The organism is Rhizobium sp. BK456 (genome assembly GCF_014194045.1).
GTDB classification, from domain to species: Bacteria; Pseudomonadota; Alphaproteobacteria; order Rhizobiales; family Rhizobiaceae; genus Rhizobium; species Rhizobium redzepovicii.
Window position 1 is genome coordinate 152783 of the sequence record NZ_JACIAO010000005.1, and the last position, 15709, is coordinate 168491.

Below are 15709 nucleotides of genomic sequence, written 5' to 3' on the forward strand. Positions count from 1 at the left end.
TTAAGTTCCACAATTATGTAATTCATGTTTTTGTAACAGAATAAGAGATGAAATGATCGTGTCAAGCGGAAGCCGTGGATTATGTCGTGAGACGAGCGTCGCAGCGGCAAACAGCGCCGAACCGCATGTGCGGCTGGCCGCCTGCGCGAAGCTCGCGCATGATGCGGGCGTGAAGAATCGGCAGCGCCACGGCTTCAATAAAGCGAGGATGGAATGAGCATCGATTTCAACGACGGAAAATGGCTGAACGAACCGGAAAGCTGGCAGGCCGACGCAACCGGCCTGACGCTGACAACAGGCGAGAAGACCGATTTCTGGCGGGAGACCTATTACGGCTTCACCCGCGACAGCGGCCACTTCCTCGCCTTCCCTACGGCCGAGAGCTTTACCGCCCAGATCCGCATACAAGGCGAATTCCGCACCCTCTACGACCAGGCCGGCCTGATGGTGCGCCTCGACGAGAACCGCTGGGTCAAGACCGGCGTCGAATTCACCGACGGCGAAGCCTTCCTCAGCACCGTCGTAACCGACGGCAGGTCCGACTGGTCGGTGTCGCAACCCTTCAAGGAACTCGAGGACTTCCACATCCGCGTCACCCTGGCGGCCGGCGCCCTGCGCATCCAGGCTTCGCACGACGGGAGCTTCTGGCCGCTCTTGCGGCTAGCGCCCTTCCCAATCGCCGACAGATACCAGGTCGGGCCCACCGCCTGTACGCCGGAGCGGAGTGGATTGACGGTGCGGTTTTCGGAATTTTCGATCGGGCCGGCGATTACGACGGATCTGCATGATTTGAGTTGAGGAACGCTGTGACGCATTCAAGCGCCTCATGCCGACTGCACCACCTGGAACAGGAGACACAGCCATCCTCACTCGGGCATGTCGTATTCTCGACGGCAATATACAAACCCAGACAATGCGTCCAAATCTTTGAAAAGCCGCGTTGCGTAGGAACATTCCGTATCGATACGTTCGATCAGTTCCGGTCCGGCAGAGGCGAAAACGTTTGTGGATAATACTTCCGCGCTTTCGATATCAAACTCGGTCGGCTCACGCTCAAGGTAATATCTTATGAGAAGAGCCTTTTCATCGAATTCGACGGCGATGGCCCTAATCGCTGGGTAAATCTCTCCCAGTAGATTTCGCCAGATATTGAGGACAAGCCAGTTTGGAAGTTTGTTCACTGTTGTCGCCCTTGCACTGAGCTCACGAATTCGAATGCCTGAGGAAGTGCCATGTATCCTCCTCCAGGTTCATTTCCTCGGCTAGCTCCCGAATGGTGATCAGTTCCCCTGGAGCCGGCACCACGTCATGCTCGTACAATTGCGTGCATAGATTTTCCAATGCGACTGCGCACTCATTGTGCTTCGCAAGGGATATGTATTCGCCGATATATTCCTCGGGCAGGCGTCCGGTGAAATCACCTATGAGCTTGATCAGCTGTTTCTCAACTTCCATACGCACCTCACGGGGCTTGAGCGCTAAATCTATGAAATAATCCGAGCAACTCACCTATCCATGAGGAATTCGGCATTGCACGAAACACAAACCGTTTACCGGCTGTCCACCCACTCAACTTTCATCCGGTAACGAGTATCTCGGCTTTTTTTGAACCGCCTGCTCCATCAATATTGGAGTGCAGCGCGCGTGGGAGCTACAGCGGTAAAGCGTGCGTCGCTGAAATCATACAGGCGCTGAAAGGCATCTTCGCGCTTGTCGGCATAATATCGGAATTGGCTTTTCGACAATCGGTAGATGCAACCACCCCGGGCGAACACAAGGTCGCCGCCGTCCCAATCGGCCCAATCGCTCTCAGGCAGATCGATGAGCAGGGTTCCGTCGCGATCAATCACACGATAATCGAGGCCGTACCACGCCTTTTGCCTGCGACCGATCGCGTGGAGTATCATTTGGAGGCGCCGACCGTTAGAACCGACCTTTTCCTCAACGTGCGGCTGGCTAAAGCGAAAAATCGCAGGCGCATTCAAACCGCAGTACTGCTCTTCACCGATCTCTACCACTCGCCAACCATCGCGCTCGCGCAGGAGGCCATTGATGGGTTCGTCCTCACCGCGGCCTGGCCGGTTCCCGCACGGCTTGACATGCATTCCCGGCTTTAGCCGAAATCCATCGGCGAGTTTGAAGCTGGCCTCCCACTCGGGGGAATGATTCAAAAGCAGTGTTTCCTCATCCTCGAAAATGCCGCCGCCGCCCCAGGCATCCCCTTTCGGCCAAAGGGCCAACGCCGTAAAGAATGGCGGCTTTGATATTGCTGTCCAGCTTCCGTAGGGCGCGCGATTTGTCGCTGCGAAATACACCAGCAGTCGGCCGGACGGGGAAAGATCGCAGCGTCGTTCGTAGATGCGTCCCTTGAACCATTGCCCATGTTCAAAAATATCGTTGCGCAGGTCCCAACGAATTAGCTGCACATGTTTGCTCGGGCCGCGACGGAATATAACACCCGTTCTCGCTCCCCGCGCAAGGATCGCATATAGCCGCGTTGCGGCCGGTTTGTTCCTCTGAACACCTTCGTCTGAGGCGGGGTTGCATTCTTTGATGGTCAACTAGACTGCTTCCCAAGCTTGAGGTGTTTTTCCCGATCCACACCTCACAACGGGCCAGAGCTTACTTCAATTAAACGGGGCAAGGTCAAAGGCTTATCCATGGTTGCGTCACCCAAATAATTGAGAAATGCGGTCCGGGACGGATGACGCCGACTTACCAATGTTGTTTTTGACCAACCAAGGACCGGCAACGAGATCGATATTGTCGATGCCACCTCCATCAAATAAAATCTCTAAATCTTGACGAAACTCCTCAAATCCACCTTCGTATAAGGTTTTTCTAAAGTTACCGTTTTCCTGGCGGATGGATTTTCCAGGATTAAAATCTCCATCAGAAATCAGGAAATTTGCCAGCCGGAGTGCGTGGTTAAATCTGTCGGCTTCAGATTTTTCGTATGGGGCATCCTCTCTGTCGAAGCTAACGACACCGATGATGAACCCGAAGAATATTATATCCCTATCTCCTTCATCATAGAGGTAGTCCACGATTGTCCTTGCATATTCTCGATCCATAGTTTGCTTCTTGTCCGATGGAAGCTTATCGGCGGCCCCCGGCACTGCGAAACTCAGCGCTTATCCGGAGGATTTGAATATACTTTTCGGTTGGGTCGGAGAGGGCGCCAGCAGTATCTCGAGATACACCTCTCAATAAACGTAGAAAACGTCCTGTTCACCACCGTCCAGGTCGTCTTCTCGCCCTTGCAGAGGAACCAACCATTGGTGCTGCCACATTGGAGACCGCCTTCTTTTACTTTCAGAGCTCGGCTCAATTGCTGGGCGGCGTCCTGATGATTGAATGCATGCCCGGCAATTGATCCGCCTGCGCCAAAAAATCGTGCGCGAGTTGTACATTTACGTTGTCGGTTAAGCCTATCACGCCAAAACCAAAATCATCGTGTGGATAAAAAGCCAGATTCCAATCGCGTGAGATCATGAAGCAATGACCGTACAGTCCATACGCAATCATCTTTGCGACAAGTAAAGATCTCACACTTTCGATAGGGAAATCATGCGCTTTCATCAGGGCAATATTCGCCCATTCCCTTTCGACCGATTCAGTATATTCCTGCGAACTAGGATCACACCCAAATCGTTCTTTAAAACCAAATTCTTTGATAAGCCCAGCCCCCACAAGGCCCTCTATTAAATTGGCGTCTCGCTGGTCATCCGCAGCATCGCCGTAATGCCCAACTTCGTCGGAGTTTGCGTGTACCGAGGATGCAATCAAAAAATATTCCAGATCGTTTCTGAAATATCGCATGAAGAAATCGACCGCAGATTCTTCCATGCCCGGCTCATATCGGGTGTCTCTTTCAAAAAAACCGAGGAAGCGATCTGATGCTCCATATCCCGCGAGATTGACTGACATCAGTAGCAACCGAAGGGTATCGCTCATTCTTCTCATGCACAGCTTCGATTCCTTAAACAGACGACCTCTCCTGCGTGGGCGCATCACATAAGTCGCTGCGCCCATGTTTCGGTAAGCTTTGCTCCATTACAAAAGTCACGATGTGAACTGAACCATCAACGATTGGTCCTAAGCAATCGAGATGAAGAGCGGCTACCAGACCCTGCCGTTCGGGGCGCCAGCCGCTCGCATGCGCTCCGATCGCCAGCGCGGACGGCCCCGATCGAGTCTTTCGCGGCCTGTTCTCCGAACGCCAAGCTGTCGACGCTGATGAGACGGACGTTTCTGGACCCCGAGGAAACGGAGCACGGTGGCGATGTAAGACAACGCACGCGGCAAAACGGTTTTGGCCTCATCTTTAAGTTCCGATCGGCTCGCAAGCGCGGCCGCCTGTTCGGGCGTGGTGCCCCTAACCTTCGCGCCGCTTAAAGACAAATACCTCGTTTTGATCGGCACCAATTATTGCAGGGGCATCCACCCTTGTGCAGCTTACAGCCACCTCCTGGTCAGGAAAATGAGACATGATCTCTGTCTCAACCTCGCCCATGTTTTCCTTGTCGATTTCACTTACAGCCAAGTCAAATATCGCGCGTACTTGAATATCTGAACTGCTCCAAGAGCACGTTACCGCTCGTAAATTAGGGCTAACGCTTCCTAGAAGTGACTGCTGTACAGCCAGCAAAACCCGGACGCGTAATTCAGTTTTTTCTGACAGGGTCGTGGCCTCGACGGTACAATTTGCACTCTCTTGCAGCCATAGAAATGATTCCTTTTGTCGTCGGTTTCTCTCACCGGCAACCGGATCAAAATAACTGCCGATGACCTTGCCAAAAGGGTTCATCCGGACGAAGTCGCACGACGTCGCGACAAGAAGGGTAGGCTGCTCGATCATTTCGTATAGACAATTAGACATTTCCCATTTTCCTTCCCAACGAAACTGATGGGGCGGGTGGTTTTGCCTCCGTCAATAGATATTTCCGCGAGTAGTTCTGGATCCTCGAAAGACTGCAGCTCTTTTATTAAATCGCGAATAGTTTTTCCTCTCTCCGTCCAGTTTTGAGCGTCGACGCCGTTTGAGATCATTTCAATCACCTATGCGGTTTAGATTCGTGTCGTAAGTCCCAAGTCGGGTGGCTTTGCTGCCGAGATTCTTGATAGACGTTGCCATCTTCCAAGCGCCCCCGTTATGGCCATCCAAGTCTCGTGTAATATATAGGTTCCCTTTTTTAAACACGGGCTGCCCGCCATGTGTTGTGTCGTTAATCTTTACAAATCCGAGTGCAGTAGCCGCAATTTTTGCCTCACTGTTGGTCTTGTAAACGGGTCCTTTTCCTGCAGCGCCACCCAGCATCGCGGTTGCAATGATCGCATTGATGTCAAGCCCTGTGGCCTCCAACCGATCGATCCTAACGCTCCAGGAAATCGAGGTGTCCTGCCAGATCTTCGAGCGCTCGCCGATTAGCTGTTCGCCGACCAGTGCGGCCGCATTCTGGCCCTCGGCATAAGCCTCGGCATTCGCGCCATCCGGGTCGTCACCATCGAGTTTTTTGATCGCATCAAGGAGCCAGTCGCCCTTCACCCAGGTTTCCACGTCGAGGGGGTGGTCGACGACGAAGGCAAAGCCGGCATTTCTGAGAATATCCGAACGCTTTTCAGCGTCCATCGTATTCAGATAAGCGTAGATGGCATCCTGGCAGTCCTGATAAGACTTGATGCCAAGATGAATGAGTTGACCGTCCCGCTGACGAATAGTGCAATCTGTGGAAAAATCGCCCGCATATGCCGGGGTCACAATCAGGTCGAACAGATTGAATCCCTGTTGCTGGGTGCAGCCTCCGAGAGATCCTCCATTCGCCAGCGCATCCAGGCCTGACTTGATGTTTGCAACTTCTTCCGGAGTCAGTTCCTTGTCCAGGTGTCACCAGTGCCGTTGACGTGAGTATTGACCTGAGTGGTTCCATTGGCGTTGGACTTGCCAACCGATGCGTCGGCGCCACCCGTCAGTCCCCCGCTGACACCATTGATGCCGATGCCGGCGGAAACGCCGAAGCTTGCGCCCCCTGACGCGCTGCTCGTCGACGAGCTATCAGTCGCCTGTGCGCTTTCGAGGATGATATCCTTGCCGGCCTTCAGCGTAATATCACCCGCGTTGTCATTATCAGAGATGACGACATTGCCGTCAGCATCGTAACCTGCAGCGATTTGTGCTCCATGACTCGTGAGATCCCCGGAGACTGCCTCGATCGTTACAGACCGCCCTCCGCGTATGTCTGTCAGGACCGGAACAGAGGTTTGCGCCGCCTCCTTTTCCTTCTGATAAGTGAAGCCTACCGTGAGCGACGCCGACCCGACGTTGCCACCCTTTGCAATTTTGTCGAGCGCATCATAGGCCTTGAGCGAGGCAAAGGCGGCGTTAGCTGCGGAATACCCATCAGAGATATTTGCAAGCTTCTGCGCCGCAACGCTCACGCTGTCAGCCGCGCTCACCAGGGAGGTTGAGACCGACAGGCTGATACCCGCGAAGAACTCTTCATGCAGGTGTTCGTAGTTTGTCTGATCTTGCGCCGAGAACAGATTGACGTCGCGTTCAGCAGTGATCCCAACATCGCCCTCGGCCGAGACGTTGGCGGCCTGCAGGTTGGCGTCGCGGCCGGCGGTGATCGTCAGGTCGTTGCCGGCGGAAAGCGTGGCCATCGCGTTGGTCTGCGAGCCTTGCTTCGTCGCGTCAGAAACCGACGACAGGCCGATACCAACGGAAAAGCCGCCGCTGCTCGAGCCGAAGGAAATGCCAAAGCCGGAGCGTTTTTCCTTTTCCTCGGACGAGGCGCTTTCGGCGCCCGGCGTTATGTTGACGTCGCGGGCAGCATCGAGGGTGATGTTCTGGTCGGCATAGATCTGCGAGCCGAGGATGTTGATGTCGGTATCGCGCGACTTGAGTGCGACATCCGTTCCGGCAGAAAGCACCGATGCCACGTTGAGCTCGGAGGCCTGCTTGCCGCTGTTCTGCTGGCTGCCGTAGATCGAAATGAAGCCTCCACCGCCGCCGACCCCGAAGCCGGACTTCTTGCGCGTGATCTCAAGCTCATGCTGCTCGGCCGCACCGATGACCGAGACGCTGTCGCCCTTGACGGAAATCGAACCATCCGCATACGCTTGTGAGCCAGCGATCACCGCAGCGCCGCCGGCATCCAGATTGATATTACCGGATGCCCCGAGTTCGGAAGCGACCGTCGTTTCGTCGTAACTCTTGTAGCTGGATGAGCCTTTGGACAGGAAGCCGCTGCGCGAGCCCTTGTCATCCTTGGCGCTGGTGTCCTTGCCGGAGGCGATGATGAGGTCGCCCTTGGTGGTGATGTTCAGGTTCGCGGCGCCGGCCTCATTGCCGGCTTCGATCTTCGAGGCCGAGATGACCGTGTCCTTGCCGGATTCAATGTCGACGCCGCCACCGCCTGTGATGGCGGAACCGACGGCCGTCGTCGTTTCCTGATGCGTAGTCGTCTTCTCGCTGCTGCCGAGGAAACCGCCCTTGATGCTGAGCTTGGTGTCGAGGGTCGCGGTGTCGGTGGCTTCGGCGATCGTTACGTCACCATCGGCCTTGAGAGCGACCTTGCCGTCGGCGGCGAGCTTGCTGCCGACGATGTTGAGGTCGTGATCGCCGCTGCCGCTGCCTGCCGTCACCGAGAGGTCGCCGCCCGCCGATATCTCTGAGCCGACATGGGTGATCGACGAGGCGGACTTCTTACCGAAGGAGGACTCGGAGCGCTCCTGCGCGGCCGTGATGTTGATATCGTCGCCTGCGGAGAGCGCGACATTGCCGCCAGCCTTGACGGAGGAACCGGAGAGCAGGATGTCGTCGCCGGCCTTGATCGTCGCATTGGTGCCGGCGGATAGCTGCGATTGCTGCTGGTCGGTGGAGAGGGTCTTGGTGTAGCCGGATTGATTGTCGCGGGCGACATCGGTCGACACCACGGCCACCGAACCCTTGTCGGCAGTCACGTCGAGCGTCGTGCCCGCCTTGGCGGAGCTGCCGATGACGTTGACATTGTCGGTGGCCTTGATCGTCAAGGCCCCACCACTGGCGATCTGAGTGCCGGTGGCATTTTGTTGACCACTATTGTCGACCTTGGCCGCATCCAGCGTTACGTTTTTACCGGTGAGCGAAGCGTTGCCTGTGGCATTGACCTTGACGCCCGTCAGCGCCAGATCGCCGCTGCCGCCGGCAAGCTGCAGAGCGCCGCTTGCCGTCACGCCTGCATTGGTATTGACGACGTTCTGGCCGCCGATCGTCATCGTTTGGGCGGCGAGCGTGATGCCGTTGGTGGCATTGAGCGCCGTATCGCCGCGCGACAGGAACGTGCCGCTGCCCTGGATGGAGCTGCCGGAGACGGTAAGGCCGCCAGCCGACGCGATCAGGCCGGAATTGTCGAGATTGCCGACATTCATATTGACCGAGCCGCCCGCCATGGCCGCGCCGCCGCCGGAAAGCTTCTGTCGGTCAGCGGCGGCAACATAAACGACCGGAGCCAGCACCTGGACGCCGTTGACGGTCTGCCATTGGTAGAGGACGATCGACTCGGCCAGCGCCGCCGCCTGCTCAGGCGTGAGGCCTTGGCCGACGGCCAGGCCATGATCCTTGGCATAGGTGGCACCGTTGTCGAGCAGCGTCTTCATCTGCTCGATGGCGCTGTTGCCGGCGATGAACGTGCTTCTGCCGAGCCCTTCGCCGACGAGCTGCCGCAACTGCGTGTCGATCAGTTGGTTCTCGAAATAGGCATCTCCGAGGAAGGGAACCGTCGTCTCCGGCTGATAGCCGATTTTGTCCATGAAATAGCCGGAGCCATAGAAGGTGCCGACATCGAGGTAGGCTGCGCGGGTTTCGAACAGGAACGTCTGGTTGGCTATCTTGCCGCCGAAGCCGCCGGATTTCGGGTTGGCGGGAGGCGCAAGGGCGGCACCGCCGAGTCCCGAATTGACGTTGAACAGCGCACCGCCGGCGGTGAGGCCGGAGAGCGCCGACAGCGGATCGCCGGGATTGCCTGCCGCCGTGACGCTGGCGCCGCCGGCCATCGAGCCGGCCGCCGATGTGTTGCTGACGCTGCCGAAATCGACGGAGAGTGCACCGCCGGCCTTGATGTTGGCCGATACGCCGCCGATCGCCTCGACGGAGCTGACGATGGTCGAGCCGTTGGCGATGTTCTTCGAGGGATTGGCAGTGCCGTTGGCATTATAGGCGGTGCAGGCACCCTGGGCATGGCAGGTCGTCGTCGTCGTGCGGAAAAGGCTGACGCCGGTATTGGTCAGCGTCGAGCCCTTCAGCGTCGCGTCGCCGCCGGCCTCGATCGAGCTGTAGGCATTGGTGAGATTCGTGGCGTCGACAGTAAGGTTGCGGCTCGCGCGGATCGTCGCTTCCGGGCTGAGCGTGCCGACCAACCGGTCTTCGTAAACCGACTGGCTGAGGTGGGACGACCAATCCCAGCTATAGGTGGTGCTTTCATCCGAGCCGCTGAAATTGACCTCGTCGACGATGAAATAGCGCGACGGATTGTTGGGATCGACAACGGGATTACCGTTCGCGTCCCTTGGCACGCGGGCCCTGATCCATTCGATGATCGGCTCGACCTTTTCGGGTCCATCGGCCGAGATCCATGTCCATGCACGATAGGTCGTGCCGTCGGCAAGCGTCGCCTTCGACCAGAGCAGAGGCTGATAATCCTGCCACAGCCCCGGATCCACGCCGGCATAGAGCTGGTACATGTTCTGATCTGCGGTCTCGAGGTAGCCGAAAGGCAGTCCGGCGGCGACGGGATTGAGCGTAAAGCCGCTGACGACGCCTGACGAAACCAGCACCCCGGTCGTCCATTGCGGCGCAGTAGCCCGCTCGTTTGTCAGATTGCTGGTAAGGATGGACATGTCGTTTCCAGCCTGGATCAGACCGGAAATATTGGTGACTTCAGTGTTTCTTACTCCCGATGTCGTCCCGGCAATCTCAAGATCATTGCCGGCGAGGATGGCGCCTTGATTGTTCGTGAGCACCCCGCCGATGAACAGGCCCGCGTCGTGACCGGCATAGGCAAGGCCCGTGGCGCTGTTGGTGAAATCGTCGGAAATGTTGAATGTTAAATCGTGGCCGGCAGCCAATTGCCCGGCATTGGTCAGCGACGGCAGCGTCAGAGTCAGGTTGTTGGCGGCGAGCAGCGCCGTGCCGACCGTTGTCGAGAGGCTGGAAGCGTTGATGTCGATGTCGCCCGAACCGCCGGCATTGGTAACGGCATTGATCCTGGTGCCGCTGAGATCGGCAGCATCTGATAGATTGAGAGTGAGCCCCCCGAGAGTGATGCTGTTATTGCTGAGATTGGCGCTATCGGCGTTGAGCGTCAGCGTGCCGCCCGCAGCGATGTTGCCTGCGCCGCCATTGGAGAGATCGATAGTGGTGGTGGTGAGCGTCAGGTTTCCCTTGGCGCTGGTGGGATTGCCGTAGCTGATCTGGCCGGCAGCGAAGAGATCGGCACTGCCGAGGCTCTGCAGCTTGGTATAGGCGAGATTCTGGCTGGCATTGGCCGAAAGATCGCCGCTGCTCAGCAGCGCGTTGGAAACGGTGATCGAACCATTCGTGGCGGCAAGGCTTATGTCGCCCGCCGGCTGTAGCACCAGTGCGGCATTGGCGGATTGGGCGGTGGCGGCGAGATCGACGCCGGAGGCGATCGTCGCGGCTGCGATCGAACGACCCGAAGCCGTGACGTCGCCCTCAGCCAGGACATCGCCCGATACGGCGATGTCGGCGCCGGCGGAAAGCGTGAGATTGTTGCCGCTGACAAGCGAGGCCGCGGCGATCGAGCCTGATGTCGCGGTGATCGACAGTGCATCGCCGCTCTTTGCCGCACCGGCAATCTGGATGTCGCCCGAGGTGGCGGACAGGGTAAGGATCTGCCCAGCCATGACGCTGCCGGCAGCAATGCCGCCCGAAGACGACATCAGCACGCTGGCGGCGCTGTTGACCTCGCCGCCGACACTCAACAACCCGCTGCCGCTCGACAGCAGGATATCGTCATCGGCGGCGACCGTATCGAGGGTGATGCCCTGATCCGCTTGAACGGCGACCTTTGCCTTCGACGTGACCTTGGAAGCCGTCACCTTCGCCTTCGAGGAGATCGAAACGCCCTGCTGGCCAGAGACGTTGCCGAGCGAGATCTTGCCGTCGGCAGACAGAGACAGCTCGCCGGCATTGGCGGCCATGTCGCCGCGCATGCGCACGCCGGCGCCCTTTTCGGTGACGACGATCTTGATGCGGTCGGCCTGCATGGCGCCGAGCGCCGAACCGTCGATCGCATATTCCGGTGTGCCTGATGTCGCCGCAAGCGGCGTGGCGTCGCCGGTAGCATAATCGAATTGATTACGGCCAGCCGTGACGCGAAGGTCTTTGCCGTAGACCGCGCCGTTGACGTGCACGGAGCGCGAGACGATATCGAAGAGGTCGACCGCGCCAAGCCCGGCGGCGAAATTGCCACCATTCGGTCCGATGGTGACGTCGCCGCCCTTGACGGTAAAGCCGTTGAGCCTGCCGTCGCCGCCGATATCAGGCGCGCCTGTCGTCAACGTCGCATGCGGCGTGTTGATGAAGCCGCAGCCGTCGCAGGTGATGCCGTTCGGGTTGGCGATGATGACGTCGGCTTTCCCGCCGAACACCTCGATCGCACCGTTCAATGCCGAGCGGTTGCTGCTGATCACCTCGTTGAGGATGACCGATGCCGGACCGGAGCTGTTGAGATTGGGGTTGCCCGGCGTGACACCGCCGAGATTGGAGTTGCCGACCTCGCCCTTGAAGTTGTTGAGGATGAGGCCCGGCGTGCCGACGTTGAAATCGTCGTATTTGTTATGCGACAGGCCCTTGCTGTTCGGCGTGACGATGTCGATGAGCGGCACGCCGTTCGGCGCCGTGCCGACGCCCGGCTGGTTGGCGGTCGGCGCCGTGGTGCTGGCCGAGACCGACTGGGCGTTGGCCAGCATCGGCTGGAGGACCAGCAGCGCGCTGAGCACCATCGCAAGCGAGCGATGGGCAAGCCTGCCGAGCCGGCAGCCAAGACCCTTGCCATTCGAACCAAGACCGGTTTTTTCACGCATCGTTTCGTCTTTCCAAACGCACAACTGGTTTTTGTCTCGACATCAATCACGGCCGGCGCTGCCTTCCCCGGCAGCGCCTCGCCTCGTCTCGTTATTTCTGGGTGAGCCAGGTCTTCACATTGCGGGTGAAGGACTTGGAGAGGCGCTGTGCCATGACATCAGGCGCGCCGGACGTGGTCGCAGCTTTGACCGCGACTGCGATGATCACGCCGTAACCGCTTCCGCGCATGGAGAGGTCTTCGCCATGGATGTTTTGCGCTTGGGCGATCAGTTGCCCGGTCTTGGCATCCTCCAGCCGAACGGTTCCGTCGATCATGCTGTCGTGACCACCGATTATGCGGGCCTGCTTTGTGGTGACGTCGAACACATGCAGCGTCACGACCAGCCTGCCCCTGTTAGGGCCACCCGGCACGCCGATCAGTTCCTTCGACATCGTGGCTTGGAGGGTGCGAACCGCGTCGGAGACCTGCTGGTCGGGCTTGTCGCCAAAACCGAATGTCTTGACGTCGGGAGCCAGCTCGATCCGGATCTCGCGCACGGACGTCCGCTGCAGGGCGGCAATCAGCCGAGGATCTGTCCTGGTGGTGACGCAGGACGCCAGGGTCGCCGCCAAAAGGAGAAGGGTTAGAAAACGCACGATACGCATAAGCAACTCCAGGGTTCATTCACGAGTTCAGTTCGTCTGCGGGCTCAGTTCCGGCTGTTGGACGACGAGGCCGGCTTTGGTTTGCTGTCGAGATGCTTGTAGAGTTCGGTCAGCTGAGACTTCGGCGCCGGGCAGCCTTTCGATTTGGCGATGCTGGCCAGGACATTGTTCCTGTTGCGCAAGGCATCGATCTCGACCTTCTCAGGCGATTTCGGGTCCATGAAAAACAGCGCGGGCAGAAACAGCAGCACACCGGTCGCTCCAAGCACGATGTTCTTCCCCTGCGCATCGGTGCGCTCCTTCACCGTCGAGGAGATCTGCCGCTCGTTGGCCTCGAATTCACGCGCGATGCCGGCGCAATCGAAGGCGCTGTCGGACGGGTTGGTCGAAGCGACCGGACGGGCCTCCCGCCCGGCGCAGCCGGCAAGCGACATGGAAAGAGCAAGGATCAGCGCCGTCGATCTTGAAAGGGTTTTGGCGGGCTTGTTCGTCGAAATACTGCGGGTGGTCATTGTCCTGCTTTCGTTACCAATGAGCGGATGCGCTGAAATAAAAGAGCCCGCCGTCGACATCGTCGAGGCTGCTTGCAACAATGTCGGAATAGCCGAGGTCGGCGCTGATATTGCCGCCGACGGTGCGGATGCCGGCCGTCCAGCCGGCGAGGTTGCCGCCTGATATGTCGAAGCGTTTCTGCGCATAGACATGGCCGTAGTCGAAGCCGAGATAGGGGCGCAGTTCGCCGAATGCCTTGGCGGCCGCGCCGCCGCTTTCGTTGGACTTCGTTCTCCAGACGATCTCGTTGTGGCTGAACATGCCGTTGTTGCCGAAGAGCACGCCTTCGCGCGTGCCGCGGACATTGCCGTAGCCGCCGAGAGAGATCTGTTCGGCACCGAGCAGATTGTCCGGGGAATATTGACCGCTGAGCAGCGAGGTGAATTCGAACTGCCGGCCGGCCGCCTGGAACGGCTGTGTCACGCTGACGGTGGCGTTGAATTTCGAAAATCGCGGATCGGCGTTGCCGGCGCCGGGATCGCCGGGGTCCACCGCATCGAAGAGACGGAGCCCCTTGTCGAGGCTGGCGTCGAACATCCAGATGCCGCCGAACATGCGGCGGGAATGGGAAATGCCGATATCACCGACCGTATAGCGGCGGCTGCCGACCTCGATCAGATTGCCGAGCAGGAAGTTGTTGGTCTGCTTGTAGGTCAGGCCGCTGCGGACGGTTGTGATCGAATCCTTGTCGCGAGAGATAACGCGATCGATGCCGAGACCGGCCTGCCCCGAATTGCCGGAGGTTTCGAGCGTGCTGAAGTTTCCCTCGACCGCACTTTCATATTGGTACCAGGAGCCGTTCAGCGACAGGGTGGAGTAGCCGTAGGGCACGCTGACGCTGCCGGAATAGCTGTTGCCGTAGCCATTTCCGTCATTCTCCCACGGATAGCTCGGGCCGCTGTGCTCGTAGGAGAAATTCCACTGGTCATTGATGCCGAGCAGGTCATCGTAGCCGAGCGATGCCGAGCTGCGGGAAAAGCCGGTGCTCTCCTGCCCCATATTGTTGTTGCCGAAGGAGACGTGCCAGGGCCGGCCCGGACGGTTTTCGATGTTGAGGATCGAGGTTCCGTCCTTCGGGCCGGGTAGCATCGCCGATTTGGCGTCGTTGGCCTGCAGCCGGTTCATCTGGTCGAGCCCCTGCTCGATATCGCGGATATTGACGACGCGGCCGATCAGGCCGGGAAAGGCGGTCGCCAGCGAAGCATTGCCGGCCACTTTCCGGGCATTGAGATAGATGTCGGAGAGCGTGCCTTCGACGACCAGCAGACGGAGGATCCTGGTCGTGCGGATATCCTGCTGCGGCACATAGGCGCGCGAGGTCACATAGCCATGATCGATATAGAGATGCGTGACATCCCTCAGGACCGCATTGATCTCGGCGAGGCCGACGCAGCGGTTGCCGTAAGGCGCCGTCACCTTGCCGATCTCCTGGGCCGACAGCAGGCTCGCCCCATCGATCTCGACCCGCGCGATGTCGAAACAGGCGCCGTTGCCCGGTGCGGCGGGCAAAGCGCCGTTTTCCGCATCCGTGCCGCCGCCTGGTGTGGCGCGCCGCAGGGCATCCAGCCGCTGCGTCTGCGACTGCTCTTCCTGGCGGCGGCTGAAGTCATCGGCAGGCGTTTGCGCGTAAGCGGGGGCGATCACCACTGCGAGGGCGGCGCCGGCAATCAGAAAGTATCGAATTTCTATGGTCATCGGTGAAATTCGGCTACTTCGCGGCGACGGACTGAAGCTCGTCGAGGGCCGGCTTCAGCCCCTTCAGCGAGAAGCGGATATTGACGTCCTGGCCGTTCATCAGCCGCACCAGCCCCTCGGCCGCCGCGCCCTTCTTCAGCGCCGCAGTCATCTTGGTATCCAGCGCCAGCTGCGCCCAGCATCCGGTCTGGTTGCAATTGCGGTAATCGAGCTTGGCGACGGGCTTGCCGTCGGCCTTGATCGACAGGCCCGAGGGCAGGAAAACATTGAGCGGCAGAAGGGCGGTCAGCATCAGCCGCGCCTTGCCCTTGCCTTTGTCGGAAGGCGCGGCAGGCGCCGGCGGCGCGGATATCGCCAGCGTCAGGATATTGACGGGTTTGCCGTCCTTGGTGACTTGCGCCACCTGTGCGACTTCGCAGGCCTCGGTGCCTGCCGAACCCGTGCAGCGATAATACCAGTCGTCGAATTTTTGCGATTTTATCGCCGGCGCAGGTTGCGCCGGCGCCTGTTCCGGTTCTTGACCATCAGGAGATTGCGAAAAGGATGGGCTCGCGCAGGCGATCGATATCAGAATGGGGGCGATCGTCCAAAGGACCCTCTTCATGCCGCTTTTCAAAAATTTCTTCATTTAAAATGCAACTTCAGGAAGATTTTATTTGGGTTGGAAGTCATATCGCTACAATCCGCAATTTGGTCAACCTTAACGTGTCAGCACGGTAAAGTTTGCGT

Annotated in this window: 14 protein-coding genes; 2 read left to right on the forward strand and 12 right to left on the reverse strand. The window is 58.7% G+C overall.

Annotated elements, in window-relative coordinates; genetic code table 11:
* Window positions 1–52: 52 nt before the first annotated feature.
* Both FHX03_RS16115 and FHX03_RS16120 read left to right on the forward strand, forming a co-directional pair.
* Window positions 53–217: a hypothetical protein gene (locus tag FHX03_RS16115; RefSeq protein WP_165503882.1), complete on the forward strand. Its 165-nt coding sequence runs from the start codon at window positions 53–55 to the stop codon at window positions 215–217.
* On the forward strand, window positions 214–798 hold the full coding sequence (locus FHX03_RS16120; protein ID WP_097629000.1) for a DUF1349 domain-containing protein: 585 nt from the start codon (window positions 214–216) through the stop codon (window positions 796–798). Before FHX03_RS16115 ends, FHX03_RS16120 begins: the two co-directional genes overlap by 4 nt.
* 68 nt (window positions 799–866) lie before the next feature.
* Here FHX03_RS16120 and FHX03_RS16125 read toward each other — a convergent pair whose 3' ends face one another.
* The 12 genes from FHX03_RS16125 to FHX03_RS16180 all read right to left on the reverse strand — a co-directional run bounded on the left by FHX03_RS16125 (window position 867) and on the right by FHX03_RS16180 (window position 15608).
* Window positions 867–1181: a colicin gene (locus FHX03_RS16125; RefSeq protein WP_097588476.1), complete on the reverse strand. Its 315-nt coding sequence runs from the start codon at window positions 1179–1181 to the stop codon at window positions 867–869.
* Between the two features lie 22 nt (window positions 1182–1203).
* Complete coding sequence (locus tag FHX03_RS16130; protein ID WP_097628998.1) at window positions 1204–1455, reverse strand: MafI family immunity protein; 252 nt, start codon at window positions 1453–1455, stop codon at window positions 1204–1206.
* 167 nt (window positions 1456–1622) lie between these two features.
* Window positions 1623–2561: a hypothetical protein gene (locus tag FHX03_RS16135; RefSeq protein ID WP_245426869.1), complete on the reverse strand. Its 939-nt coding sequence runs from the start codon at window positions 2559–2561 to the stop codon at window positions 1623–1625.
* 108 nt (window positions 2562–2669) lie between these two features.
* Complete coding sequence (locus FHX03_RS16140) at window positions 2670–3047, reverse strand: hypothetical protein (RefSeq protein ID WP_131710846.1); 378 nt, start codon at window positions 3045–3047, stop codon at window positions 2670–2672.
* A 280-nt stretch (window positions 3048–3327) separates the two neighbouring features.
* On the reverse strand, window positions 3328–3957 hold the full coding sequence (locus tag FHX03_RS16145; protein ID WP_097628996.1) for a hypothetical protein: 630 nt from the start codon (window positions 3955–3957) through the stop codon (window positions 3328–3330).
* A 421-nt stretch (window positions 3958–4378) separates the two neighbouring features.
* Window positions 4379–4882: a hypothetical protein gene (locus FHX03_RS16150; RefSeq protein WP_183778128.1), complete on the reverse strand. Its 504-nt coding sequence runs from the start codon at window positions 4880–4882 to the stop codon at window positions 4379–4381.
* Window positions 4883–5053: 171 nt separating this feature from the next.
* A complete protein-coding gene (locus FHX03_RS34995; protein ID WP_210298589.1) occupies window positions 5054–5761 on the reverse strand; it encodes a toxin C-terminal domain-containing protein in 708 nt (235 codons plus the stop codon).
* Window positions 5762–5868: 107 nt separating this feature from the next.
* Window positions 5869–12087 carry a hemagglutinin repeat-containing protein gene (locus FHX03_RS16160; RefSeq protein WP_246699259.1) on the reverse strand — a complete coding sequence of 2073 codons (6219 nt, stop codon included), beginning with the start codon at window positions 12085–12087 and terminating at the stop codon, window positions 5869–5871.
* Between the two features lie 91 nt (window positions 12088–12178).
* The gene (locus FHX03_RS16165; protein WP_183854534.1) at window positions 12179–12733 is read right to left on the reverse strand and encodes a hypothetical protein; all 555 of its coding nucleotides are present in this window, start codon (window positions 12731–12733) and stop codon (window positions 12179–12181) included.
* Window positions 12734–12777: 44 nt separating this feature from the next.
* Window positions 12778–13245 (reverse strand): hypothetical protein, encoded by a 468-nt coding sequence (locus FHX03_RS16170; RefSeq protein WP_097628992.1) that lies wholly within the window; start codon window positions 13243–13245, stop codon window positions 12778–12780.
* Between the two features lie 13 nt (window positions 13246–13258).
* A complete protein-coding gene (locus tag FHX03_RS16175) occupies window positions 13259–14980 on the reverse strand; it encodes a ShlB/FhaC/HecB family hemolysin secretion/activation protein (RefSeq protein WP_183854535.1) in 1722 nt (573 codons plus the stop codon).
* Window positions 14981–14993: 13 nt separating this feature from the next.
* Entirely contained in the window at window positions 14994–15608 is a 615-nt protein-coding gene (locus FHX03_RS16180) for an invasion associated locus B family protein (RefSeq protein WP_097628990.1), read from the reverse strand.
* Window positions 15609–15709 lie beyond the last annotated feature (101 nt).